The sequence below is a fragment of the Arthrobacter sp. FW306-06-A genome (assembly GCF_021870055.1).
Classification (GTDB): domain Bacteria; phylum Actinomycetota; class Actinomycetes; order Actinomycetales; family Micrococcaceae; genus Arthrobacter.
The window spans coordinates 3,292,398-3,318,057 of the sequence record NZ_CP084552.1 but is presented as its reverse complement, the minus strand read 5'-3'; the positions used below and the strand labels follow the sequence as shown (position 1 = coordinate 3,318,057).

General features: G+C 66.9%; 18 protein-coding genes, 2 tRNA genes and 2 pseudogenes. 12 read left to right on the top strand and 10 right to left on the bottom strand.

From position 1 onward, the window contains the following. Nucleotides 1-180 precede the first annotated feature (180 nt). From LFT49_RS15475 to LFT49_RS15465, 3 genes are all read left to right on the top strand, one after another. On the top strand, nt 181-687 hold the full coding sequence (locus LFT49_RS15475; protein ID WP_237428680.1) for a winged helix-turn-helix transcriptional regulator: 507 nt from the start codon (nt 181-183) through the stop codon (nt 685-687). Then, nucleotides 684-2,060 (top strand): MFS transporter, encoded by a 1,377-nt coding sequence (locus LFT49_RS15470; protein ID WP_236820210.1) that lies wholly within the window; start codon nt 684-686, stop codon nt 2,058-2,060. Before LFT49_RS15475 ends, LFT49_RS15470 begins: the two co-directional genes overlap by 4 nt. 69 nt (nt 2,061-2,129) lie before the next feature. After that, nucleotides 2,130-2,900 (top strand): SDR family oxidoreductase, encoded by a 771-nt coding sequence (locus LFT49_RS15465; RefSeq protein WP_237428679.1) that lies wholly within the window; start codon nt 2,130-2,132, stop codon nt 2,898-2,900. A gap of 108 nt (nt 2,901-3,008) precedes the next feature. Here the strand turns inward: LFT49_RS15465 and LFT49_RS15460 are convergent, their stop codons facing one another. The 4 genes and pseudogenes from LFT49_RS15460 to LFT49_RS15445 form a co-directional block, all read right to left on the bottom strand. Further along, nucleotides 3,009-4,214: an acyl-CoA dehydrogenase family protein gene (locus LFT49_RS15460; RefSeq protein WP_237428678.1), complete on the bottom strand. Its 1,206-nt coding sequence runs from the start codon at nt 4,212-4,214 to the stop codon at nt 3,009-3,011. Nucleotides 4,215-4,224: 10 nt separating this feature from the next. Then, nucleotides 4,225-5,720: pseudogene (locus tag LFT49_RS15455) on the bottom strand (APC family permease). After that, complete coding sequence (locus LFT49_RS15450) at nt 5,717-6,928, bottom strand: glutathionylspermidine synthase family protein (RefSeq protein ID WP_237428677.1); 1,212 nt, start codon at nt 6,926-6,928, stop codon at nt 5,717-5,719. The pseudogene LFT49_RS15455 and the gene LFT49_RS15450 overlap by 4 nt, the downstream one beginning before the upstream one ends. Nucleotides 6,929-6,931: 3 nt before the next feature. Then, a complete protein-coding gene (locus tag LFT49_RS15445; RefSeq protein ID WP_237428676.1) occupies nt 6,932-7,552 on the bottom strand; it encodes a Tat pathway signal protein in 621 nt (206 codons plus the stop codon). 177 nt (nt 7,553-7,729) lie between these two features. Here LFT49_RS15445 and LFT49_RS15440 point away from each other — a divergent pair, with 177 nt between their 5' ends. The 6 genes and pseudogenes from LFT49_RS15440 (at nt 7,730) to LFT49_RS15415 (ending at nt 12,753) form a co-directional block, all read left to right on the top strand. Then, entirely contained in the window at nt 7,730-8,383 is a 654-nt protein-coding gene (locus LFT49_RS15440; RefSeq protein ID WP_237428675.1) for an MOSC domain-containing protein, read from the top strand. Nucleotides 8,384-8,789: 406 nt separating this feature from the next. Further along, nucleotides 8,790-10,832: a DEAD/DEAH box helicase gene (locus LFT49_RS15435; RefSeq protein ID WP_237428674.1), complete on the top strand. Its 2,043-nt coding sequence runs from the start codon at nt 8,790-8,792 to the stop codon at nt 10,830-10,832. A gap of 243 nt (nt 10,833-11,075) precedes the next feature. Beyond that, a tRNA-Thr gene (locus tag LFT49_RS15430) sits at nt 11,076-11,147 on the top strand. Nucleotides 11,148-11,207: 60 nt separating this feature from the next. Then, a tRNA-Met gene (locus LFT49_RS15425) sits at nt 11,208-11,281 on the top strand. A 92-nt stretch (nt 11,282-11,373) separates the two neighbouring features. Further along, a pseudogene (gene yidC / locus LFT49_RS15420) lies at nt 11,374-12,158 on the top strand (membrane protein insertase YidC); the annotation flags it as partial. A gap of 40 nt (nt 12,159-12,198) precedes the next feature. Further along, nucleotides 12,199-12,753 (top strand): dihydrofolate reductase family protein, encoded by a 555-nt coding sequence (locus tag LFT49_RS15415; protein ID WP_237428673.1) that lies wholly within the window; start codon nt 12,199-12,201, stop codon nt 12,751-12,753. Between the two features lies 1 nt (nt 12,754). On the opposite strand, the gene LFT49_RS15410 is transcribed toward LFT49_RS15415, so the two are convergent. Genes LFT49_RS15410 through LFT49_RS15390 form a run of 5 tightly spaced genes read right to left on the bottom strand, consistent with a single transcriptional unit; the run spans nt 12,755 to nt 20,836 of the window. Next, entirely contained in the window at nt 12,755-13,975 is a 1,221-nt protein-coding gene (locus LFT49_RS15410; RefSeq protein ID WP_236799163.1) for an MFS transporter, read from the bottom strand. 39 nt (nt 13,976-14,014) lie between these two features. Further along, nucleotides 14,015-14,812: a respiratory nitrate reductase subunit gamma gene (gene narI, locus LFT49_RS15405; RefSeq protein WP_236799162.1), complete on the bottom strand. Its 798-nt coding sequence runs from the start codon at nt 14,810-14,812 to the stop codon at nt 14,015-14,017. A gap of 2 nt (nt 14,813-14,814) precedes the next feature. Continuing rightward, nucleotides 14,815-15,435: a nitrate reductase molybdenum cofactor assembly chaperone gene (gene narJ, locus LFT49_RS15400; protein ID WP_236799161.1), complete on the bottom strand. Its 621-nt coding sequence runs from the start codon at nt 15,433-15,435 to the stop codon at nt 14,815-14,817. After that, nucleotides 15,432-17,126, bottom strand: a complete 1,695-nt coding sequence (gene narH / locus LFT49_RS15395) for a nitrate reductase subunit beta (RefSeq protein ID WP_236820203.1) — start codon at nt 17,124-17,126, stop codon at nt 15,432-15,434. The genes narJ and narH overlap by 4 nt, the downstream gene beginning before the upstream one ends. Continuing rightward, on the bottom strand, nt 17,126-20,836 hold the full coding sequence (locus LFT49_RS15390; RefSeq protein ID WP_237428672.1) for a nitrate reductase subunit alpha: 3,711 nt from the start codon (nt 20,834-20,836) through the stop codon (nt 17,126-17,128). Before LFT49_RS15390 ends, narH begins: the two co-directional genes overlap by 1 nt. Nucleotides 20,837-20,940: 104 nt before the next feature. On the opposite strand from LFT49_RS15390, the gene LFT49_RS15385 reads away from it, so the two are divergent. Further along, on the top strand, nt 20,941-21,597 hold the full coding sequence (locus tag LFT49_RS15385) for an NAD(P)H-binding protein (RefSeq protein ID WP_237428671.1): 657 nt from the start codon (nt 20,941-20,943) through the stop codon (nt 21,595-21,597). A 4-nt stretch (nt 21,598-21,601) separates the two neighbouring features. On the opposite strand, the gene LFT49_RS15380 is transcribed toward LFT49_RS15385, so the two are convergent. Next, complete coding sequence (locus LFT49_RS15380) at nt 21,602-22,801, bottom strand: ROK family protein (protein ID WP_237428670.1); 1,200 nt, start codon at nt 22,799-22,801, stop codon at nt 21,602-21,604. Nucleotides 22,802-22,897: 96 nt separating this feature from the next. On the opposite strand from LFT49_RS15380, the gene LFT49_RS15375 reads away from it, so the two are divergent. Beyond that, nucleotides 22,898-24,613 carry a glycoside hydrolase family 13 protein gene (locus LFT49_RS15375; protein WP_237428669.1) on the top strand — a complete coding sequence of 572 codons (1,716 nt, stop codon included), beginning with the start codon at nt 22,898-22,900 and terminating at the stop codon, nt 24,611-24,613. Further along, entirely contained in the window at nt 24,613-25,554 is a 942-nt protein-coding gene (locus LFT49_RS15370; RefSeq protein ID WP_237428668.1) for an aldo/keto reductase, read from the top strand. Before LFT49_RS15375 ends, LFT49_RS15370 begins: the two co-directional genes overlap by 1 nt. The last annotated feature ends 106 nt before the right edge of the window (nt 25,555-25,660 follow it).

The window sequence follows — 25,660 nt, the reverse complement described above, 5'->3', positions numbered from 1 at the left end:
CCGCGGGATGCCACTCACCTCCATCCCGTAGCCCACCCCCGCGAGATGCCACTCACCTCCATCCCGTAGCCCACCCCCGCGAGATGCCACTTAATAGCAATGGTTGCGACCCGGACTGCCGTTAAGTGGCATTTCGCGGGAACCCTAGCTTTCTTGAAGAAAGTCAGCTAGCGTTCCCGTATGCCTCTTCGATCTGACTGGTCCCAACGCAGCTGCAGCATGGCCCGCGGCCTGGACATCCTGGGCGACCCCTGGAGCATCCTGGTGCTGCGCGAGGTCTTCTTTGGCAACGGGCGCTTCGACGCCATGAAGGACCGGCTGGAGGTGGCGGATTCCGTCCTCACCAAGCGCCTGGCAGGCCTGGTTGAGTCCGGACTGCTGGAGAAGAAGGCATATGACGACGGCGGCCGCACCCGCCAGGAGTACGTCCTCACCACCAAGGGTGAGGACGCGCTCCCGGTCCTCAACGCGGTCACCATCTGGGCGGAGAAGCACCTGCCCGCGCCCTCGGACCAGGCGCACCTCCACGTCATCCACACCGGCTGCGGCAAACCCACTACCTCGGCAGACACCTGCACGGAATGCGGGGAACGGCTGACGGCGGCGAACACCAGTTGGCACAGCCGGGCCAGGTCGGAGCATCCCATCCCGTTGTCCACCGCGTCCGGAAAAGAAACTGCGGCATGAGCACCGTGCCGGAGGAAGCCCGCGAAGTTCCTGCTGGTTCTGCTGCCCTTCCCTCACCGCCACGTAAGCGCATGCGCCTGCATCCTGCCTGGATCGTTGCCGCCGTGGCGTTCCTGGCACTCGTTGGGGCGGCCGGATTCCGCGCGGCGCCTGGTGTCCTCATGGTCCCGCTCCAGCAGGAGTTCGGCTGGTCCACCACCGTGCTGTCCGCGGCCGTGAGCATCAACCTGGTGCTCTTCGGCCTGACCGCCCCGTTCGCCGCCGCCCTGATGGAACGGTTCGGCGTCCGGGCCGTCACCGCAACAGCCCTGGTGCTGATCGGCATGGGCAGTGCCTTGACCGTGCTGGTGAACCAGTCCTGGCAGATCCTGTTGACGTGGGGGCTGCTAATCGGCCTGGGGACCGGTTCCATGGCCCTTGTCTTTGCCGCCACGGTCGCCAACACCTGGTTCACCAGGAGCCGCGGTTTGGTGATCGGCATCCTCACCGCCGGCAGCGCGGCCGGACAGCTGGTCTTCCTGCCCTTCATCGCCATGCTCGCCCAGGACCCCGGGTGGCGGCAGGCCTCCCTGCTGATCGCCGCCGGTGCGCTCGCCGTGGTTCCGCTGGTGCTGAAGTTCCTCAAGAACTCACCGGCCGAGGCGGGGGTCCTGCCCTACGGCGAGAAGCCGGCCGGCGTGGCCGCCCAGCCGCCGGAAACCGCAACGGTTCCGGGTGGCCGCCCGCGTGCCAACGCCGCGGTCCGCGCCCTGCAGGTGCTGCGCCGCGCCAGCAAGGTCAGGACCTTCTGGGCGCTTGCAGCCGGGTTCGCCATCTGTGGCGCCACCACCAACGGCCTGATCGGCACCCACTTCATCCCCTCCGCCCACGACCACGGCATGCCGGAAACCACGGCAGCGGGGCTGCTTGCCGTCGTCGGGATTTTCGACATCATCGGAACCATCGCCTCCGGCTGGCTGACCGACCGCTTCAACCCCCGCATCCTGTTGGCCGTCTACTACCAGTTCCGCGGCATCGGCCTGCTGGTGCTTCCGCTGCTGCTGAACGCCGAGGTGCAGCCCAGCATGATCGTGTTCGTGGTAATTTACGGCCTGGACTGGGTGGCCACTGTTCCGCCCACGGCTGCCATCTGCCGGGAGACGTTCGGTGCGGACGGCAGCGTGGTGTTCGGCTGGGTCTTCGCCGCCCACCAGCTCGGCGCCGCCGCGGCCGCCATCGTTGCCGGCGCCCTGCGCGATGCCACCGGGCACTACACCTACGCGTGGCTGGGGGCGGCGGCCATGTGCACCATCGCCGCGGTCATCAGCGCCACCATCCGCCGGCACAAAGGGTCGCAGGAACCGACGGCAGCGGCGGAGCCGGCAGCGGCCTGAGCAGTGTGGGACCTGTGAGCAGTGCGGCACAGGACAGTCCCCGCCGCCAGCCGCCGCTAGGCTGGTCGGATGGAATCCCAATCATCCGTCCCCGCCCGCCCCGTCGCCCTGGTCACCGGCGTGGGGCGCCTGGCCAGTATCGGCGCCGGTATTGCCCGGCAGCTGGCCGCGGACGGCTGGGACCTGGTCCTCTCCTACTGGGCCGACTACGACGCCCGCATGCCCTGGGGGAGCGAACCCGAGGACGTTGTCAGGCTTACCGCCGAGCTTGAGGCCATCGGCGCCAAAGTGCACGTCCTGTCGGCCGACCTGCAGGACCCCGGCGTCCCGGACCGGCTGGTGGCGGAAGCTGCACAGCTGGCCGGGCCACTGCAGGGCCTGGTGCTGAGCCACGCGGAATCCGTGGATTCCGGGCTGCTGGACACCACCATTGAATCCTTTGACCGGCACTTCGCCGTGAACACCCGCGCCAGCTGGCAGTTGATTGCCGCCTTCGCACGCCAGGCAACGGACGACGGCGGCGCGATCGTTGCGCTGACCAGCGACCACACAGCGTTCAACCTTCCCTACGGTGCCTCAAAGGGTGCCTTGGACCGGATCGTGATTGCCGCCGCACGTGAACTGGGTCCGCAGGGGATCTCGGCAAACGTGCTGAACCCGGGTCCGGTTGATACCGGGTGGATGACCCCCGACGTCCATGAAGAGCTCACCGCGCAGCAGCCCACCGGCCGCCTGGGCACCCCTGCCGACGTCGCCAGGACCGTTGCGTTCCTGCTCTCACCGGCAGGCCGCTGGGTGTCGGGCCAGCTGATCAAGGCCGACGGCGGCTTCTCGGCCTGACTGGCCGGGCCGGACGTCGGCCCACGTCCCGGGTCCCCAACTAGCTCGCAGTTGTTGTCGTTATGCGTCGCCAAAACGGCAACAACTGCGAGTCAGTTGGGGGAGGGGTTAGTGGAAGGCGCCCAGGCCGGTGATGTGCCGGCCCAGGATCAGGGTGTGCACCTCGTCGGTGCCCTCATAGGTCCGTACTGATTCGAGGTTGGCGGCATGCCGCAGGGGTGAGTAGTCGGTGGTGATGCCGTTGCCGCCCAGGATGGACCGCGCCTCCCGTGCCACGGCAATGGCCTCGCGCACGTTGTTGAGCTTGCCCAGCGAGATCTGCTCGGGCCTGATGGTACCCGCGTCCTTGAGGCGTCCCAGGTGCAGGGCCAGCAGCGTGCCCTTCTGGATTTCCACCAGCATGTTCACCAGCTTCTCCTGCGTAAGCTGGTAGCCGGCCAGCGGCTTGCCGAACTGGAGCCGGTCCTGCGAGTAGGCCAAGGCCGCCTCATAGGAATCGCGGGCCGCGCCCATGGCGCCCCACGCAATGCCGTACCGGGCCTCATTCAGGCAGGTGAACGGGCCGCGCAGTCCCCGCGCTCCCGGCAGCAGGGCCTCGGGACCCAGCCGGACGTCGTTGAACACCACGTCGCACTGGATGGAGGCGCGCATGGACAGCTTCTGCGTGATGGCCCTGGCGGTCACGCCGGGGGTTCCGGCCGGCACCAGGAAACCGTGCACGCCGTCGTCCGTCATGGCCCAGACCACCATGACGCCCGCAACTGACGCCAGCCCGATCCAGCGCTTGGTCCCGTTCAGGACCCAACCGGCGTCGTCTCCGGTGCCGTCGCGCTGCGCAACTGTGGCCATGGACGCCGGGTCCGAACCCGCCGTGGGCTCGGTCAGGGCAAAACACCCAATGACCTCGCCGGCTGCCATCCGGGGCAGCCACTCCTGCTTCTGTTCTTCCGAGCCCCACGTGTGGATGGCTGTCATGGCCAGCGAACCCTGGACGGACACGAACGTGCGGATCCCGGAATCGCCGGCTTCCAGCTCCATCGCGGCAAGGCCATATTCGACGGCGGAGCGGCCGGGGCAGCCGTAGCCTTCCAGGTGCATCCCCAGCACGCCCAACTCACCCAGTTCCGTAGCCAGCTCCAGGGGGAAGACGGCGTCCTCATACCAGCGGGCTATCTCCGGCTTGATGCGCTGGCTGGTGAAATCCCGGACCTTTTGCCGGAGTTCCAGTTCCTCCGCTGACAGCAGTGAATCGAGGTTCAGGACGTCTGACAGGCCGGCCGCCGCGGCTTCAGCAGTCAATTCTTCGCCCGTCATTCGGTCACCGTCATTTCTCAACCAGGAAGTAGCCGCGGGTGGCGGGCAGGAACCGGCAGGCGGCGGCCAGCACCACGCCCAGCGCCAGCAGCACCACTCCGCTCACAAACGCGCCGCCGACGCCGAAGATCTGCGTATCGCCGTACGCCGGGTCCCACATCTGCACTGCCGAGATGAAGAACGCGGCGGTCAGCAGCAGCGCGCCCACCAGGGGGAGGATGCCGCGGAACCAGAGGTTGCGGGCCGATTCCCGCAGGGTTCCGCGGAAGTACCAGAAGCAGGCGAAGCCGGTAAGGGCGTAGTAGAAGGCGATGAACAGGCTGATGGCGCTGATGGAGTCCGCCAGCAGGTTTTCGCTCAGGAAGCTCATGGCCACGTAGTAGGCTGCCGCAGCACCGCCCATCACCTGGGTGGAGAACCCGGGGGTCTGGTTGCGCGGGTGCACCTCTGCGAACTTGGCCGGAAGGGCTCCGTGGACGCCCATGGACAGGGTGCCGCGGGCGGTGGGCAGGATGGTGGTCTGGGTGGAGGACAGCACCGAGGCCAGGACCGCGACGACGATCAGCCAGCCCCACGGCCCCAGCACCACGTCCTTCATGGCCAGGAACACGTCGTCCTTGTTCGCCTCGTTGCCCAGCCCGATGCCCTCGGAGCCCACCGTGGCGTACATCATCACCAGGAGCGCCACGGAAACGTAGATGGCCACCAGCACGAAGGCCGAGATCACGGCGCCGCGGCCGGGGGTCTTGGAGGGGTCCTCGGTTTCCTCGTTCACGGCCAGGCAGGTATCCCAGCCCCAATAGATGAACAGGGCCAACAGCGCCCCGTGCACCACGGCGCCGGGGTCGGTGAAGGCGCCCACGGGGTTGAACCACTCAAAGTCGAAGGCCTGGCCTTCTGGGGCACCCCCAACGATCCGCACCACAATGGCCAGCGCGAAAATGCCCAGGGCAATGTACTGGACGTAGGTCAGGACGCGCTGCACATGCTCGCCCAGCCGGATCCCGCGGTAGTTCACCACGGTCATCAGCACGATGAACAGAGCAACCCCGTCCCGGTGACCAGAACCTTGTTCTGCGCCAAGGACCCGTCGCCCACCAGCAGCCACAGGTATTGCCCGGCCACCTGGGCCAGGTTGGCCAGGACCACGATCCCGGCGAGCGCGACACCCCAGCCGCCCAGCCAGCCGGCCCAGGGGCCGAAGGCCTGGCGGGACCAGGTGAACGTGGTGCCGCAGTCCGGGATGGCGCTGTTGAGCTCGCGGAAGGCGTAGGCGATGAACAGGACCGGGACGAAGCCCAGCAGGAGGATCAGGGGAGTGTAGTTGCCGTTGACCGCAACGATCAGGCCCAGGGTGGCGGCCAGTGAGTACACCGGCGCGGTGGAGGCCAGTCCCAGCATCACCGAGTCGCCCAAGTCCAGGATCCCGGCCCGCAGCCCCTTGGCCGGCACCGGGGTGCCCGGTCCGCCTCCGGAGGCGCCCGTCGTCGTCATGTCCGTACTCATAGGGTGATACCTGCCTTGGTGGAGTCGGCCACCGCTGAAAGCGGCGCCGGTGCATCAATCGTGTTGGGGACGAAGCGGCAGAAGTAGTCCGTGACCGGTCCGTCGGATTCGCGGATGCCGCAGCCCACGGACTCGCCGTCCACCACCCAGAGCCCCAGGACGGGACGGTTGCCGTCGAAATCCGGCAGCGGGTGGTATTGCTGGTAGCACCAACCCTCGCGGCCGTACCCGCCGGGCTGCTCCAGGTTGATGCCGTCCGCGTGGATGCGGATGTTGTCGCCTTCGCGGCCGTGCAGCGGCTTGGCCACCCATTCCTTCAGCGGTCCCGGATCGGTGAGGTACGCCGGCAGCAGGTTGGGGTGGTTGGGGTAAAGGTGCCACAGCGCGGCCAGCAGGGCCTTGTTGGAGAGCAGCATCTTCCAGGCAGGTTCCACCCAGCGCGGGTTGTGGGCACGCTCCAGCAGCCGCGGGCCGAACTCCTCCTTCATCATCAGCTCCCAGGGATAGAGCTTAAAGATGGTGCTGATCAGGAAGTTGTCCAGGTCCACGAAGCGGTTCAGGTTGGGGTCCCACCCGATATCGGACATATTGATGCCGATGGTGGTCCAGCCGGCCTGGCTGGCAACATCGCGCATGTACGCGGCAGTCATCCAGTCCTCGCCGGACTCCTTAACTTCCGAATGGGCAACGTGCAAAGTGCTCATTCCCGTGCGGTACTGGAATTTCTTCCACTGCCGGATCAGGGCCTCGTGGATACCGTTCCACTGGTCCTTCTCCGGGTGGACGTCCTGCAGCCAGAACCACTGGGCCACAGCGGCTTCGATCAGCCCGGTGGGGGTGTCGGCGTTGTATTCGAGCATCTTTGCCGGCCCGCCCTGGCCGTCATAGATGAAGTCGAACCTGCCGTAGACGTCCACGTCGCCCGCCTGCAGGGATTCCGCCGCCAGTTCCAGGGCCTGCGGACCGATGCCGATGCTGCCCATGGCGCCGGTGGCCAGGAACTTGGCGGCCTCCAGGCACATCCGGTGCATGTCTTCGGCCACCACTTCGAGGGCCTCCACCTCGTCCATGGTGAATTCGTAGTACGCCGATTCGTTCCAGTACTCAATGCGGCGCCCGTCATCCGTGGTGGTGGTGGAGAAGACCAGGCCCTGTTCTTCGATCTTTTGCTTCCAGCCCGGCCGGGGCTCAGACAACATTCTCTTCATCCGTCAGCCCCCCGAAACCTTGCCGCCGCCGCTCGAACCGCTCTTGGCGCTTGACCCGAAACCGCCGCGGCTGACCGTGCCGCCCTTGCTGCTGTAGCCCGTGGAGGCCTTGGCCCCGCTGGGAACGGTCCGCGTGTAGTTGGGCGCTGTGGACCGGTTCTGGCCGATGGCCGGAACGCTGGCTCCGCGCGAGTAGAAGTACCAGGCGTAGATGCCGCCGCCGCGGCCTGCTGAGCTGTCGCAGCTCCTGTCCTCCACGCGCTCGCCGGTTTCATCGTTGAAGCACACCTGGGCGTACTCGGGATCGTCCTCGTTGCTGGCCACCACGGCCGTGATGGTGCCGGCCAGGAGGGCGGTGACGCCGAGGCCCACCACCACTGCGCGGCGCTGGGAGCGCTTCTTCCGCGCCGCAGCATTGTCGAGCTGCTTTTCGCGCTCGCGCGCAAACGGGTCCACGGGGGTGACGGGTTCGTTGAGGAGATCAGGACGCAGCTCAGGCTTGGGCACCTGCCACGGCGGCCGCTTGGCGGCGCTGCCCGCGCCACTGGTTCCCGGGATGTTGTTAGCCCCGCTCGGCGGCCCTTCCTCCGGGTCCCCTTGCGGGATCTTCTGGTTCGAGTCCACGGCGTCCCCCTCAGTTATCCGCACGATTTGGGCGCAGCACTGCCCCCAATGCAAGTCTCGACTCAGCGTAGTCCCTGCCGGTGCCGCCTGCGAGTAGGAACGCAGTGCGGCAGCAGGGGAGAACTGCCCATGGCCGGCAGGCGGGGGTGGATCCCAAGGGGACCCTAGACTGATGCCATGGAATCAGGTTCTGTCCTTGCTGTCTGCCGCGTCCACCAGCTCCTGGGAGACCAGGGCAGCGTGGGCGTCACCGCCATCGACAAGCGCCCGGCCGATGGGCCCGTCAAGGTCCACAAGCTCGGCCTCCGCGGGGACATCCAGGCCAACAGGGCACACCATGGCGGGGAGGACCAGGCCGTCTACGCCTACTCCCAGGCCGACGCCGATTACTGGGCCGGCGCACTGGGCCGTGAGCTGCCGCCGGGCGTCTTCGGTGAGAACCTGCGGGTATCCGGCATCGAAGCCACGCACGCGGTGATCGGGGAGCGCTGGAAGGTGGGGTCCGGCGTCGAACTTGAAGTCACCTCCCCACGCACCCCCTGTGCAACGTTCCAGCGCCGGATGAAGGAGCCGCAGTGGGTGAAGCGGTTCACCGACGAGGGGAGGGTGGGGACATACCTGCGCGTCATCCGCACCGGCAGCATCCGGGCCGGCGACACCATCGAGCGGACCTTCGTCCCGCGCCACGGCATCACCATCGGCAGGTGGTTCACTGAACCGGACGCGGAGGTCATTGCGGCCCTGCGCGGTGCAGAGGCCGACGGCGAGATCAGGCTCCAGGACGAGTACCACGCCAGGTTTGAGGTACTGCTGCGGCGGTTGGCGCGGTAGCCCGTCTTGCCCGAGTGCCGCCCACGGCGTGCTGTGTGCGCAAGCTCACCGCCGCCGTCGCCCGCTCGATTAGCGCCGCGGCGCCTGCGTGCCCTACACTTGAAACATCCCCCACTCCGGAAATCCCTTATTCCTGCCCAATTTTTGAGGCAGGACTGGCAAGTGTTGGGGCCCGCACAAGCGATGCGGGCATTTTCATAGGGAGAGCCGGCTAAAGAGAAACGCTGTACAGACTGCTGGGATAGCAGCCAAGAGATGCAGCGCGAAGTCCTGCCATGGGATTGCGAAAGCGCCGGACTTCTGTGACCGGCCGGTCAACGTTTGCCCGGCACCATCGGCACGTGTACTGCGGCTCCGCTCACCTTGGGTAGTGCCGCCTGGCCCCCTATGGATGAGGAATCTCCCTATGCCCGAAAACCAGAACGAAACCGCCGCTGAAGCAGCAACTGCCAGCATCGAATTCACCGAGCCCGCTGCCCCCGCAGCTGAGGTTCCTGCCGCTGAGGCCGTCGCGGCCCCCGCCGAAGCCCCCGCTTCCGACGAAGCCCCCGCCGCGAAGGCAACGGAGTCCGACGAGGAAGAAGGCGTCAAGTTCGCCGACCTCGGCATCGACGCCCGCGTCCTTGCCGCCCTCCAGGATGTCGGGTACGAGAAGCCGTCCCCCATCCAGGCAGCCACCATCCCGCTGCTGCTCGAAGGCCGCGACGTGGTGGGCCTGGCACAGACCGGTACCGGCAAGACTGCAGCATTCGCAGTGCCGGCACTGTCCCGCCTGGCCGAACTCCACGACCTCAACGGCCCGTCCCGCAAGACCCAGGCCCTGGTCCTGGCCCCCACCCGCGAGCTGGCACTCCAGGTTGCCGAGGCATTCACCTCCTACGCCAAGCACATCGATGACTTCACCGTGCTGCCCGTCTATGGCGGCTCCGCCTACGGTCCCCAGCTGGCCGGCCTGCGCCGCGGCGCCCAGGTGGTTGTGGGTACCCCCGGCCGCGTGATCGACCACATCTCCAAGGGTTCCCTGGACCTGTCCGAGCTGCAGTACCTGGTACTGGACGAGGCTGACGAGATGCTGCGCATGGGCTTCGCCGAAGACGTGGAGCAGATCTTCCAGCAGACGCCGTCGGACCGCCAGGTGGCACTGTTCTCCGCCACCATGCCCAGCCAGATCCGGCGCATGTCCAAGCAGTACCTGAATGATCCGGCCGAGATCTCCGTCAAGTCCAAGACCACCACCGGTGCCAACACCCGCCAGCGCTACCTCCAGGTCATGGGCCCGCACAAGCTGGACGCGATGACCCGCATCCTTGAGGTGGAAGAGTTCGACGGCGTCATCGCCTTCGTCCGCACCAAGATGGCCACCGAGGACCTGGCTGACAAGCTGAAGTCGCGCGGCTTCCAGGCTGCCGCCATCAACGGCGACATCCCCCAGCAGCAGCGTGAGCGCACCGTCGACGCGCTGAAGGAAGGCCGCATCGATATCCTCGTTGCTACCGACGTCGCTGCCCGCGGCCTGGACGTGGAGCGCATCAGCCACGTCATCAACTACGACATCCCGCACGACACCGAGTCCTACGTGCACCGCATTGGCCGCACCGGCCGTGCAGGCCGTTCCGGCGACGCCATCCTGTTCATGACGCCGCGGGAGAAGTACCTGCTGCGCTCCATTGAAAAGGCCACCCGCCAGCCGGTGGAGCAGATGCACCTGCCCACAGCGGAAACCGTGAACACGCTTCGCCTGGGCAAGTTCGCCGAGCGCATCACCGAGACCCTCGCCTCCGAGGACGTCTCCGCGTTCCGTGACCTCATCGCCTCCTACGAGGAAGAGCACAAGGTGCCGGCAGCAGAAATCGCTGCGGCACTGGCCGTCATGGCCCAGGGCGGCCAGCCGCTCCTGGTCAAGGAACTGCCCGCTGCTCCCGAATTCCAGAAGCGCGAGCGGTCCAAGGACGGCTTCGGCTCCCGTGGGCCGACCCGTGCACTGACCGAGGGCAACGCCACCTACCGTATCGCGGTGGGCCGGCGTCAGCGGGTCATGCCCGGCTCGATCGTGGGCGCCATCGCCAACGAGGGTGGCATCTCCTCCGCCCAGATCGGCGGCATCGATATCCGCTCGGACCACTCCCTGGTGGAGCTGCCCGCGGACCTCAGCCCTGAGCAGCTGCGCGCACTGTCCCGCACCCGGATCGGCGGCGAGCTGATCCACCTGGAGCTGGACAACGGCCGCAAGCCGTCCGGTGACCGGGGCGCCTACCAGGGCAACCGCGGTGGCGACCGTGGAGGCAACTTCAAGGGCAATGGCGGGTTCAAGAAGGAATTCCGGAAGAACGACGGCGAGCGCACGTCCGCTGACCGCGGCGGCCGTTCGTACAGCGAGCGTTCCGAGCGTTCCTTCGGTGACCGCAAGCCGCGGACCGAGGGCGGCTTCAAGCCCCGCAACAAGTGGTAACCACGTTTAGCTAAGCAACACCCGGACGGGCCGGCTCATCGCGAGCCGGCCCGTCTTTTTTGTTTAAACTCTTTGCGCGAAGTAGTCTTCGTCACATCCGGGTCCGGAGGGGTCCCACCGCCGTCGCTGGGGAGGCCTCGGGTACCGCTACATCCCTGATCTGGCGGGGATTTTGGGGGTCCGGGGCCGCCGGCCACGCCGATTTGTTGGTGCGGAAATCTTCCGGTAGAGTATTTACTCGTTGCCCCCCTAGCTCAGTGGTAGAGCGCGTTCTTGGTAAGAACGAGGTCACCGGATCGATTCCGGTGGGGGGCTCTGAATGAGGGCCTGTGTCAAGGCGGTTTGACCGGCTTGACACAGGTTTTTCTCATTCGTGGCGGTGTAGCTCAGTTGGTTAGAGCGCACGACTCATAATCGTGAGGTCGGGAGATCGAGCCTCCCCACCGCTACAGGCTAAGCCCCCAGGATCGCATGATCCCGGGGGCTTTCTTGTTTCCCTGATTCCCAGTAGCTTTGCAGCAGGCTGCGGATGGGGGATTCGGTGGACTTTTTCACGGCAGTGATGGATCCGTTCCGGTGGCTGGTGTCTGCCATCCTGGTGGCTTTCCATGACGGACTGGCTGCGGCAGGCATGCCGGCATCCGGTGGCTGGACGTGGACGCTGGCCATCATCGGGCTGGTCCTGGTCGTCCGCGCCGCGCTGATCCCGGTGTTCCTGGCACAGATCCGTGCCCAGCGCAGGATGCGGCTCCTGCAGCCGGAGCTGAAGGCGCTCCAAGACCGGTACAAGGGCCGGACGGACCAGGCGTCCCGGCAGGCCATGGCCCAGGAGCAGATGGCGCTGTACAAAAGCACGGCACCAGCCCGTTCTCCGCCTGCCTGCCGCTGCTGATCCAGGCTCCGTTCTTCCTTGCCCTGTTCCAGGTGCTGTCCGGGATCTCCAACGCGTCGCGGCAGGGCGAAGGAATTGGGGCGCTAAGCCGTGACCAGGTGCTCCAGTTCGAATCCGCCAGTATCTTTGGTGTGCCGCTGTCCGCCTCTTTGCTGCACGGCAGCGGCGGCGGTGGCCCCGCGGCCGTGGCCGTGCTCGCCGTCGCCATGATCCTGGTGATGATTGCCTGCCAGTTCCTTACCCAGAAACTCGTGGCTTCCCGGAGCTTTGCCGGGCAGGACAGCGATAACCCCCTGATGCGCCAGCAGAAGGTCCTCCTCTACGTGCTGCCGCTGGTCTTCGGCCTGGGCGGAATCTTCTTCCCCATCGGCGTCCTGGTCTATTGGACGGTCTCCAACCTCTGGACCCTGGGGCAACAGTTCCTGGTGTCCCGGGAGCCTATCCAGAACTGATGTCCAGCGGCAGAATGTCCCCATGGCGCAGCTGATCTACTCCGCAATCATGTCCCTGGACGGCTACACGGCAGACCCAAACGGGAACTTCGCCTGGTCGGCGCCGGACGAGGAAATCCACGCCTTCATCAATGACCTGGAGCGGGATGTGGGCACCCATCTTCTGGGCCGCCGGATGTATGAGGTGATGTCGGTCTGGGAAACCATGGGCACGCAGGATGACCCGGAGGTGATCCAGGACTACGCCCGCTTGTGGGCGGCAGCGGACAAGGTGGTGTATTCGACGTCGCTGGACACCGTCTCCACGCCAATGACCCGGCTGGAGCGGCAGTTCGTCCCGGACGCCGTGCAGGAGCTGAAGTCCACCAGCGCCAGGAACATCAGCATTGGCGGCCCCACCCTTGCCGCGCATGCCCTCAACGCGGGACTGGTGGATGAGTGCCAGTTGTTCATCAACCCTGTAACTGTGGGCGGCGGCCTGCGCTTTCTGCCCGACGGCTTGGACCTGAAGCTGGAACTGCTGGAAGAGCGCCGGTTCAGCAACGGTGTGGTGTACCTGCGTTACCGGACAGTGTGAATCACCGGGCCCGCTGAACCGCCGCGGCGCTGGCCCTGGGCTGGACTGCGAAGAGGGTGAACACCAAAGCCACCAGGGCTGTGACCACCAGCAGGAGCAGCCCTATCGAGTAGCTGCGCGTAGCGGCGTCGTACGTTGCCCCCATGACGAGTGGGGGAAAGTAGCCGCCCAGGCCACCCGCCGCGCTCACGATGCCACTGATGCTGCCTACCTTCCCTGCCGGTGAGAGGACGCCCACCCAGGCGAACACGCCGCCCGTCCCCAGCCCCAGCGCCGCAGCCATGGCAACGAACGTGGCACCTGCCGGGACCTCGCCGTCGGGCCGCATGTTCACCACCCAGCCCAGGACGGCCACGGCTCCAAGGGCCACCAGGACCACGGGCTTGGGGCCCAGCTTGTCCGCGAGGACGCCACCGACCGGACGGGCCAGGACGGCGGCGAGGGCAAATCCGGCGGTCCGGGCACCCGCACCGGCGGGGTCGAAGCTGTAGACATCGCGCAGGTAGGTGGGCAGGTAGGTGGCGAAGGATACAAAGCCGCCAAAGACCACGGCGTACAGGAAGCACATCTTCCAGGTGACTGAAATCCTGGCAGCATCCAGCAGCTTGGGCAGCACCGGTGCGTGGTTCGGAGCCCATTCGGGGGATTCCTTCATGAGGAACCAGACCAGCGCGGCCATGACGGCCAGGACACCGGCGATCAGCAGGTGCGTGGGAAAGTAGCCGATTCCCGCCACCAGCCGCGGATTCAGGAAGGCCGCCAGCGCCGTCCCGCCCATGCCCGCACCAAAGATGCCGGTGGCGAAGCCGCGGCGGGCGGGCTCATACCAGGAACTGACGAACGGAATTCCGACCGCGAACACCGTCCCGGCCACGCCCAGCAGCAGGCCGGCGCCCAGCACCAGCGCGAAGGAACTGAGAAGGCCGCCAATGGACACCAGGAGGATGGGAGGGATGGCGGCCAGCAGCACAAAGCTGAACATGGCCCTGCCACCGTATTTGTCCGTCAGGGTGCCCACCACGATCCGTCCCAGCGAACCGACGAACACCGGCATGGCCACCAGGATCCCCGTGGCGGCCGGTGCCAGGGCCAGGTTCTGGGTGTAGAAGGCACCCAGGGTGGCCACGGAGTTCCACGCCCAGAAACCTGCCACGGACGCCGCCGTCGCGAGCGCAAGGTTCAGCGCCCTTCCGCTAACTGGCGTTGGGGTTGTTCCGGCCACTGCTAGCTCCTCAGGAGATTGTCCAAGACGCACCGCCGGTCAGCGGTTGCGGGTATCCCTGTCCGGCGTGCCAACGGCGGACCAGCCCCGGCCCTTCGTTTCCCTGTCCCGCGAGCGGTAGACGATGTACGGGCGGAAAAGGTAGTGCAGGGGTGCCGTGAATGCGTGCACCAGGCGCGTGAACGGCCAGATGACGAACAGCGCCATGCCCACCAAGGTGTGCAGGTGGAAGGTTAACGGCGCAGCGGCCATCGCCGCGATGTCCGGCTGGAAGATGAACAGCGACCGGAACCACGGCGCCACCGTTTCCCGGTAGTTGTGCCCGTGTTCTCCCTCGAACACACTGGCCAGGGTGGTCCACAGGCCAAAGACGATGGCCGCGGTCAGCACCACGTACATGGTCTTGTCGTTCCTGGTGGTCGCCATGAAGACCGGGCCGGTGGTGCGCCGCCGGTAGATCAGCAGCGCGATCCCGCCCAGCGTTCCCACCCCGGCGATGCCGCCCACCAGCAGGGCGTTGAAGTGGTAGAACTCCTGGCTCATGCCCGCCGCCGCCGTCCAGGCCATCGGGATCACCAGGCCGAAGAAGTGCCCGGCGATGACCGCAAGCAGCCCGAAGTGGAAAAGCGGGGAGGCGATCCTCAGGAGCCGGGATTCGTAAAGCTGGGAGGACCGGGTGGTCCAGCCGAACTGGTCGTACCGGTAGCGCCACACCAGCCCGCCCACCAGCACCACCACCATGACATAGGGCAGGACGCCCCACAGGACGGTATCCCAGGCGTTGAGTACGACGGCGGGTCCCGGCTCCGCCACGGTGGACGCCTTGAGTGCGGGCATGGTCAGGCCCTCCTGACCGGCAAAAGCCGCGGGTCGTAGGGATCCAGTCCCACGCTTTCGGAGGGTGGACCGTATCCGGCCATGCGCATCACTTCCTTCTCGTCCTGGGGTGACTTCCCGGGCAAGGTGGCGCAGATGGCCGCCAGCATCGTGGCATGCGGCAGGTTGTCCCGAAGCAGCCCCAGCCGAAGCATCTCCAAGCTGGCCCGGTAACGCTTCAGCAGGGTGCGTCCGGCCGCGGAATCCACCCGGGCAGCGAATTCCAGCACCATGGGCAGGTAGTCGGGAAGTTCCCCGTCCAGGTCCACCAGGGCGCCGCTGTGCCGGTAGGCCTCCTTGAAGAAGCCCAGCACCTCACCGCGGCGCCGGGTGTCGCCATCGGTCCAGTAGCTCAAATGCAGCGCGTGCCGCCGGCCGAGATCGAACTCGCGGACATATTGGGCCTGCAGTTCCATGGGCGGGGTGGCCTCGAGAAGGTCCAGTACCGGCGCAAATGCCGGCAAAGCCCCGGGAAACTCGGACAGCGCTGCCCGGACCAGGGGAACCCGCTGCACCAGGTCCTCATCGGGATAGGACAGGCACCAGGCCGCTGCCAGGTACACCACCTGGTCGTGGCGGTTCACGGCTGGTCCTCCGCAGCGTCGAGGGTATCCGCTTCGTGCCCCTTGTCCGGGAACAGGCCGGGCGGCGCCCCGCGGCCGTCCCAGTTCAGCAGGTTCACCCTGCCCTTCAGGCCCGTCCCCGCGGAGACCTCGTCACTTGTCTGCCGGTCGCGCAGGGCGTGGAAGGTGTCCACGGCCACCGGGACGGGCCTGCCGCTCGCCTCCCCGAAGGGCGCCGAATCCTGCATGCCAGGGCCGCCGTCGAAATCCAGCGAGCAGCCCATCTCCTCCAGGTCGTGGGCCTGCTCCACGTGCGCCTTGGGAATGACGTACCGTTCGTCGTATTTGGCAATGGCCATCAGCCGGTACATCTCGTACATGGTCTGGCCGTCCATGCCCACGGCCTCGGGGATCGAGTCGTCCGGGTCGTTGCCGAGGCTGATGCCGCGCATGTAGGAACGCATGGCGGCCAGCTTCTTCAGTACGGCCGTGACCCGGTCCGCATCGCCTGCGGTGAACAGTTCCGCGAGATACTCCACCGGGATGCGCAGCGCATCAATGGCGCCAAAGAGATTGCCGTGGTCCTCGCCGTCGTGCCCCTGGTCCCGCAGCAGGTCCACAACGGGTGAGAGCGGCGGCACGTACCAGACCATCGGCATGGTGCGGTACTCGGGGTGCAGCGGGAGTGCCACTTTGTAGACCTTGGCCAGGGCGTAGACCGGCGAGCGCCGCGCGGCGTCAATCCAGTCCTCGGGGATCCCCTGGGCGCGGGCCTCGGCCTGGACGGCGGGGTCGTTCGGGTCCAGCAGCACGTCCATCTGGGCATCGTAGAGTTCCTTGGGGTCGGTGACCGCGGCCGCCGCGGTGACGGCGTCGGCGTCGTACAGGAACAACCCCAGGTACCGCAGCCGGCCCACGCAGGTCTCCGAACAGACCGTCGGCAGCCCCACCTCCACCCTTGGATAGCAGAAGGTGCACTTCTCGGCCTTGCCCGTCTTGTGGTTGAAGTAGATCTTCTTGTACGGGCAGCCGGTGACGCACTGCCGCCAGCCACGGCACTTGTCCTGGTCCACCAGCACAATCCCGTCCTCCACCCGCTTGTAGATCGCGCCGGAGGGGCAGGACGCCATGCAGGACGGGTTCAGGCAGTGCTCGCAGATCCGCGGCAGGTAGAACATGAACGTCTGCTCGTAGGCGAACTTGATCTTGTCCTCGGACTCGCGCCGCACCTTCTCCACGATCGGGTCCAGGTGGCCGTTTTCGGCGGAGCCGCCCAGGTCGTCGTCCCAGTTCGCGGACCACGTGATTTTCGTGTCTTTGCCGGTGATCAGGGACTTGGGCCGGGCCACCGGGAAGTCGTCACCCAGCGGCGCGTCCACGAGGGTCTTGTAGTCGTAGGTCCACGGCTCGTAGTAGTCCTTGAGCTCGGGCTGGACGGGGCTGGCGAAGATCCCCAGGAGCTTCTTCACCCGGCCCCCGGCTTTCAGCACCAGCTTGCCGCGCTTGTTCAGCACCCAGCCGCCGTGCCACCTCTCCTGGTCCTCATAGCGGCGCGGATACCCCTGCCCGGGCCGGGTTTCCACGTTGTTGAACCAGACGTACTCGGTGCCCGCACGGTTGGTCCAGGCCTGCTTGCAGGTCACGGAACAGGTGTGGCAGCCGATGCATTTGTCCAGGTTCATGACCATGCCCATTTGAGCCATGACACGCATCAGTACTGCACCTCCTGGGAACGACGGCGGACGGTGGCAACCATGTCGCGCTGGTTCCCGGTGGGGCCGAGGTAGTTGAACGCGTAGGCCAGCTGGGCGTAGCCGCCGATCAGGTGCGAAGGCTTGACCAGCAGCCGGGTCACCGAGTTGTGGATGCCGCCGCGCCGTCCCGTGGCTTCGGACTTCGGTACGTCGATGGTGCGTTCCTGTGCGTGGTGGACGTAGACCACGCCGGCCGGCATCCGGTGGCTGACGATCGCCCGGGCCACCAGGACCCCGTTGATGTTCAGGCACTCCACCCAGTCGTTGTCCTTGACCTGGATCGCCTCGGCGTCGGCGGGGCTCATCCAGACAGTGGGGCCGCCGCGGGAGAGCGAGAGCATGAGCAGGTTGTCCTGGTATTCGGAGTGGATGGACCACTTGGAATGCGGCGTCAGGTACCGGACCACCACTTCCAGCTCCCCATTCCGGCCCAGTTTGGGTTCGCCGAAGAGCCGGTGCATGTCCAGCGGCGGCCGGTAGATGGGCAGCCCCTCGCCGATGTCCGTGATCCAGTCGTGGTCCAGGAAGAAATGCATCCGCCCCGTCAGGGTATGGAAGGGCTTGAGCCGTTCGATGTTGATGGTGAACGGGGCGTAGCGCCGGCCGCCCGTTTCGGAGCCTGACCATTCCGGCGACGTGATCACGGGGACCGGTCCGGCCTGGGTCTGGGCGAAGGTGATGAACTTTTCCTCGGAGCCCTCGGACAGGTCCGCCAGCTTCCTTCCGGTGCGGACTTCGAGGTCTTTGAAGCCCTGCACGGACAGCGCACCGTTGGTGGTGCCGGAGAAGGCCAGGATGGCCTCGGCCATTTTCGCGTCGGTGTCGATCGCCGGCCGCCCGTCCGCTGCGCCGCCGAGCATCACGCCGTTGGAACGGCTGAGCCGCTCCAACGGGCCGGCGAGTTTGTACGTGACGTTCTTGACGGTGAAACCGAGCTTGTCGGCCAGGGGCCCGACGGCGGCGAGCTTGTCCGCGATGGCCGTGTAGTCCCGCTCCACCACCGAAAAGGCGGGCATGTTCTGGCCCGGTACGGCGGGAATGTCCGTGTCACGCCAGTCCCGCACGATCCCCCCGGGTTGAGCCAGCTGGCCGGGAGTGTCGTGCATCAGCGGCACGCTGACCAGGTCTTTCCGGACGCCCAGGTGGGCCTTGGCGAGCCGGGAGAATTCCCTGGCCAGCAGGTGGAAGGTGTCAAAGTCGGTCTTGGTTTCCCAGGGCGGGTCGATCGCAGGGCTGAACGCATGCACGAACGGGTGCATGTCCGTGGAGGAAAGGTCATGCTTTTCGTACCAGGTGGCGGCGGGGAACACGACGTCGGACAGCAGCGTGGTGGAGGTCATCCGGAAGTCGGCGGAGACCAACAGATCCAGCTTTCCCTCCGGTGCCGTCCCATGCCAGGCCACCTCCCGGGGCTTGAGCTCCTCCGCGCTGTCCGGGCCCAGGACGTTGTTGTGGGTTCCCAGCAGGTTCCGGAGGAAGTACTCGTTGCCCTTGGCGGATGAGCCGAAGAGATTGGACCGCCACAGCACCAGGGTGCGCGGCCAGTTCCGCGGCGCGTCCACATCCTCGATGGCCGGGTTGAGGGAGCGGTTCTTGAGGGAATCGGCAATGTAGGACGGCGCATCAGCTGCGGTGCCCGCGGCGACGGCGGCCTCCGCCTCATCCGCCACGTCCAGCGGGCTACGGTCGAACTGGGGGTAGAAGGGCATCCAGCCAAGCCGGGCGGACTGGGCGATGGCATCCGCCGTATGCATGCCGTCCAGCTTTCCCGTGGACAGCGGGGACTTCAGGGCATCGGCCGAGTAGCCGTCCTGCCGCCACTGGTCGGTGTGCATGTACCAGTAGCCGGTGCCGATCATGGTCCGCGGCGGCCGGGACCAGTCCAGCGCGTTGGCCAGGGATACCCAGCCAGTGACGGGGCGGGTCTTTTCCTGGCCCACATAGTGCGCCCAGCCGCCGCCGTTGCGCCCCATGCAGCCGGTAAGCATCACCAGTGCCAGCACGGCGCGATAGGTCGTGTCGCCGTGGAACCACTGGCAGATGCCCGCGCCCATAATGATCATGGACCGGCCCTGCGACTGCTCGGCATTGCGGGCGAACTCACGCGCTACCCTGATGCAGGCCTGCGCCGGAACGCTGGTGATCTCCTCCTGCCACGCAGGCGTGTAAGGGGTGGCGGCGTCGTCGTATCCCTCGGCCCACGTGCCGGGAAGGCCCTGACGGCCCACGCCGTACTGGGCCAGCATGAGGTCGAACACCGTGGTGACCAGATGGCCGTCGACCTCCAGGACCGGGACACCCCGGCGCAGGATGCTGCCCCCGCCGCCTGCATCCTCGAAACAGGGGAGCAGGATTTCGGCGCTCTGCGTGGACACTTCCTTGAGGGAAAGGGCGGGCTCGATCCCTTCGAGGTCCAGGTTCCACTTGCCCTCCCCGCTAGGCGAATAGCGGAACCCCATGGACCCGTTGGGAACGGCGGCCCGGGCCGCCGCCTTGTCGTACAGGACAGTGCGGAACGCTGCATCCTCGGCCAGCGACTCACTGGGGACGTCCAGGGCGGTGAGGAATTTCGACGGCGTGAGGGCGCCGTCGTCGTTCTTCTCCAGCCTGACCAGGAAGGGAAGGTCGGTGTACTGCTTCACGTAGTCGGCGAAGAACGGCACCTGCCGGTCGACGAAGAATTCCTTCAGCATCACGTGGCCCATGGCCATCGCCAGTGCTGCGTCCGTCCCCGCCTGGGCGGGAAGCCATTCGTCGGCGAACTTGGTGTTGTCCGCATAGTCCGGACTGACCGTGACCACCTTGGTGCCGCGGTACCGGACCTCGGTCATCCAGTGCGCATCCGGCGTGCGCGTCACCGGAACGTTGGAGCCCCACATCATCAGGTAGCGGGCGTCCCACCAGTCCCCGGACTCGGGAACGTCGGTCTGGTCCCCGAACACCTGGGGGCTCGCGACGGGAAGATCGGCGTACCAGTCGTAGAAGGAGGTCATCACCCCGCCGATGAGCTGGATGAAGCGGGTGCCCACGGCGTGGGAGACCATGGACATGGCCGGGATGGGCGAAAAGCCGGCGCACCGGTCCGGCCCATAGGCCTTGATGGTGTTCACGTGGGCGGCGGCGGCGATCTCGATGGCCTCCTGCCAGGACACGCGTACCAGGCCACCCTTGCCGCGGGCCTGCTGGTAGCGGCGCCGCCGCTCCGGGTCGGCGGCTACTTCGGCGAACGCCAGCACGGGGTCGCCCAGCCGGGACTTGGCTTCCCGGTACATTTCCACCAGGACGCCCCGGGCGTAGGGGAAACGGACCCGGGTGGGGGAGTAGGTGTACCAGGAAAAGGCTGCCCCGCGCGGGCAGCCCCGTGGCTCATACTCCGGGCTGTCGGCCCCTACGGAGGGGTAGTCTGTCTGCTGCGACTCCCATGTGATGATGCCGTCCTTGACGTACACCTTCCAGGAGCACGAACCCGTGCAGTTCACCCCATGCGTGGAGCGCACCACCTTGTCGTGGCTCCAGCGGTCGCGGTAGAAGATGTCGCCCTTGCGGCCGCCCTCGCGGAACACCGCCCTGCCGTCATCCGTCTGCTCCCACCTCGTGAAGAAACGGCCCAGCTTCAACATCGCTTCTGATGCGGGTCCATCTAACCCCGCATGGGGTCCGGCAGCCATGCCCCCAAGCTAGGTGGCTTCCGGAAACCGTGGACAGGGCACAAAGCCCCTGTTCAGCACCACGTCGCTTCTGTATGCCGGTGCCTTGCGGGCAGAATGGGTGCATGACACGCATCGCCATCATTGGCGGCCACGGGAAAGTGGCCCTCCTCCTGTCCGAACTGCTCACCGGCGAGGGCCACTCCGTGACCTCGTTCATCCGAAACCCGGACCATGCCGACGACGTCACAGCCACCGGCGCCACGCCGTCGGTCCTGGACGTGGAGAATTCCACGACGGCGGCCATCGCCGACGCGCTCGCCGGGCACGACGCCGTGGTCTGGTCCGCGGGTGCCGGCGGCGGCAGCCCGGAGCGGACCTACGCGGTGGATCGGGATGCGGCCATCCGCTCCATGGACGCCGCCGCCCAGGCCGGGGTGGACCGGTATGTCATGGTGTCCTACTTCGGCGCCGGCAGGGACCACGGGGTGCCGGAGGACAGCAGCTTCTTTGCGTATGCCGAAGCGAAAGCGGCTGCTGACGAGTACCTCCGCGGCACCAAGCTGGCCTGGACCATTCTTGGCCCCGGCGCACTGACGGACAACCCCGGAACGGGACTGATCGACGTCGACCCCTCGCCGGAAGGGGAACGGGAAACTTCCCGGGCAAACGTGGCGATCGTGGCGGCGGCAGTGCTGGACCTGCCGCAGACCGCCGGCCGCACCATCGAGTTCCGCGACGGCACCCTGCCGGTGGCCGCGGCCCTGGAACCGCGCCCGTAGGCTCCTAAGGCGTCCGAAGCTCCAGGTCCAGCGAGTTCCTTTCCACGTAGTCCAGGGCGCAGCGCACCGCGCCTACCGTCACGATGGAATCACCCAGCGGGGACACCGCCACCCGTGCAGGGGTGGCGGTGAACTCGTGCAGGCGCTCGCTGATGGGCGCCAGGAGGACGTCCGCCGAATCCGCCACGCCCCCGCCAATCACCACCAGTTCGGGGTTAAGCATGGTGGCCACAGTGCCCACCACCCGTGCCATCCTGTCCGCCAGCCGGTCCAGGATGCCCAGGGCCACGGAGTCCCCTTGGGATGCTGCGGCGAAGACCTGCTCGGCCTCCACACGCGCCGGCCGGAGGTCGCGGAGGGCGGTGGGCGTGTCCGTGGCCAGTGCCTCGGCTGCCCAGGTCCTGGCCAGGTGGGCGATGCCGTAGGTGTCACCCACGCCTTCCACCAGGTTCAGGTAGGCAAGTTCGCCGGCACTGCCGCGGCTTCCGTGCACCAGCCGGCCGCCTTCCAGGATGCCGGATCCCAGCCGTTCGCTGGCCAGGATCACCACCACGTCGTCGACGCCGGCAGCCGCCCCCTGCCAGCGGTCGCCAAGGGCGGCAAGGTTGGCGTCGTTTTCCAGCAGCACCGTCCACCCGCGGGTCTCCTTGAGGGCCGGCCGCAGCCCGAGGTCGAACAGTCCCCAGAACTTTTGCGTGGCCACCACGTCCCCGTGCCGGTCCACCGGTGCTGCCACCCCGGCGCACACGGCCAGCACCTGTTCAGGCCCGGTTCCCGCGGACTGCAGCGCCGCCATGGCCACGCCGTCAATGAAGGCGATGCGTTCCTTCGAGCCGACGTCACCAGCTTGGAAGGGGCGGCTGGAGCGGCCAAGGGTCATGCCCCGGAGATCGGAAACCACCACGGTGACCTTGGAGTAGCCGATGTCCATGCCCAGGACCACGCCCGCCCGCCCGTCGAGTTCGAACCGGCGGGCGGGACGGCCCTTCTGGTACCCCCCGAACTCGCGCTGGTTCTCCAGCTCCAGGATCCAGCCGCGCCGCACCAGGTCCTCGCAGACGGCAATGGTGGTGGCACGGGTGAGTCCTGTGGCGGCCATGACATCCGTGACCGTCACTGCCGCCGTCGTCCGCATGAATTCCAGGACCGCGCCGGCGCTGACGCGCCGCAGCAACTGGGGGGTCGCCGGAACTGGTTCGGGCATGCTGTTGACCTTCCTGTGCAAATCACCAGATAATACTTGAGGAAGTAAATTTAGGCTCAATATAAATATAACCGCACTGAAGAAGAGGGTTAGTCCTTGTCCACCACTGCCACCCTGGCAACCCTGTCCGACTCTGACCGTCTGGCCGACCCCAACTGGTGGCGCCAGGCCTCCGTCTACCAGATCTACCCCCGCAGCTTCGCCGACTCCAACGGAGACGGCATCGGCGACCTCAAGGGCATCACCGCCAAGGTCCCGTACCTGAAGTCGCTGGGAATCGACGCCGTCTGGCTGAGCCCGTTCTACCCGTCAGCGCTCGCCGACGGCGGCTATGACGTTGACGACTACCGTGACGTCGACCCCAAGCTGGGCACGCTGGCCGACTTCGACGAGATGGCGAAGGCACTGCACGACGCCGGCATCAAGCTCATCGCGGACATCGTCCCCAACCATTCGTCCAACCGGCATCAGTGGTTCCAGGAAGCACTGGCCTCGCCCAAGGGCTCCCCGGCCCGGGACCGCTACATCTTCCGTGACGGCAAGGGCCCCAACGGCGAGTTCCCGCCGTCGGACTGGGACTCCGTGTTCGGCGGACCGGCCTGGGAGCGCATCACCGAACCGGACGGCACCCCGGGCCAGTGGTACATGCACATCTTCGCGAAGGAACAGCCGGACCTGAACTGGTCCAACCGCGAGATTCGTGACGACTTCCTCAAGACCCTGCGTTTCTGGTCGGACCGGGGCGTGGACGGCTTCCGCGTTGACGTGGCACATGCCCTCACCAAGGACCTCACCGAGCCGCTGCTGTCCAAGCTGGAACTGAGCGCCGCCAACACCGGTGTGGACGGATTCGACGACGGCACGCACCCCTTCTGGGACCGCGACGAAGTGCACGAGATCTACGCCGAATGGCGCGAGGTGTTCAACGAATACAACCCGCCCCGCACCGCCGTTGCCGAAGCCTGGGTGCACGCCACCCGCCGCGCCCGCTACGCCAGCCCGCAGGGACTGGGCCAGGCCTTCAACTTCGACCTGCTGCAGGCCGACTTCGATGCCACCGAATACAGGGAAATCATCACCCGCAACCTTGCCGAGGCCGCTGCCACCGGCGCCTCCTCCACGTGGGTGTTCTCCAACCACGACGTGGTGCGCCACGCCACCCGCTATGGCCTGCCCCAGGTGGCCAAGGAAAAGGCCGGCGCCAAGGGCCAGGACGGCAAGGACTGGCTCCTCGCCGGAGGCCCCAAAGACCAGCTGGACGTTGAGCTCGGCGAACGCCGCGCCCGCGCCGCCACCCTCCTGATGCTCGCCGTGCCCGGATCCGCCTACCTGTACCAGGGAGAGGAACTGGGCCTGCAGGAAGTTGCCGATATTCCCGAATCGGAGCGGCAGGACCCGTCCTTCTTCCGCAACAAGGGCGTGGAGATCGGCCGCGACGGCTGCCGCGTGCCGCTGCCCTGGAAGGTGGAAGGCACCTCCTTCGGCTTCGGCGACGGCGGCTCCCACCTGCCCCAGCCGGATTGGTTCAGCAAGTACGCCGTGGAGGCCCAGGACGGAACGGAAGGCTCCACCCTGGAGCTCTACCGCAAGGCCCTGAAGCTCCGCCGGGAGCTGCTGACGGACGAGGACCTCGAATGGGTTGAAAACGGCGGCCCGGACGTCCTGCACTTCAAGCGCCCCAACGGCTGGCAGTCGGTGACCAACTTCGGCACCACCGCCGTGGACCTTCCCGCCGGGACCGTCCTGGTCAGCAGCGCTCCGCTGGAGGACGGCAAGCTGCCGGCCAACACCACCGCCTGGCTGCGGGACTGATGCAGGAAGTCATTTACGGCTGCATGGGCCTGGGCGGCAGCTGGTCTGGGGAACCGCATGAAGCTCGCCATGTGGACCAGGCCGCCGCTGCCGTCCAGGCCGCCCTGGACGCAGGCATCACCCTGTTCGACCACGCTGATATCTACCGCAGCGGAAAGTCCGAGGCGGTGTTTGGTGAGGTTCTGGCCGGCACGCCGGGCCTGCGGGAGCGCATCCGGCTGCAGACCAAGTGCGGCATCCGGCTGAACGAACGCGGCCTGCAGACCCACTACGACCTGAGCCGGGACGCCATCCTGGAGCGGGTCAACGGCAGCCTTAAACGGCTCCGGACCGACTACGTGGATATCCTCCTGCTGCACCGCCCGGACCCCCTGGCGGACCCGGCGGAGGTGGCGTCCGCCGTCGGGCAGCTCATGGCTGAAGGCAAGGTCCGGCAATTGGGCGTGTCCAACATGTCCGCGGTGCAGATCGAGGTGCTGCAGGACCGGCTGGAGACGCCCGTGGTGGCCAACCAGCTGGAAATGAGCCTGCTCAAGCGGGCCTGGCTGGAAAGCCAGGTGCTGGTCAACCACCCGGAACACCTGGACTACAGCTTCCCGCACGGCACCGTGGAATACTGCACCCGCAACAACATCAGCCTGCAGGCCTATGGTGCGCTGGCCCGCGGCGCCTACACGGGAGCTGAGCCGGAGAACCCCGGCTCAGCCGAGGCGGCCACCGCGGAACTGGTGGCCCAGCTGGCGGGGGAGTACGGCGCCACCGGCGAGGCTATTCTCCTGGGGTGGCTGATGAAGCATCCCGCCGGAATCGCGCCGGTGATCGGCACGGTCAACCCCGACCGGATCCGGGCCTGCAGCGACGCAGCGAGGGTGGCCCAGGCCCTGACCCGGGCTGACTGGTACAAACTCTGGGTCACGGCCCGCGGGAGCAACATCCCCTGACCCTCCCAACTGACTGGCAGTAGTTGTCGTTTTGGAGCTCCAAAACGACAACTACTGCCAGTTGCTTTCCCCTCCCGCCCAGTCATATCCCGTTTAGTTCGTATTG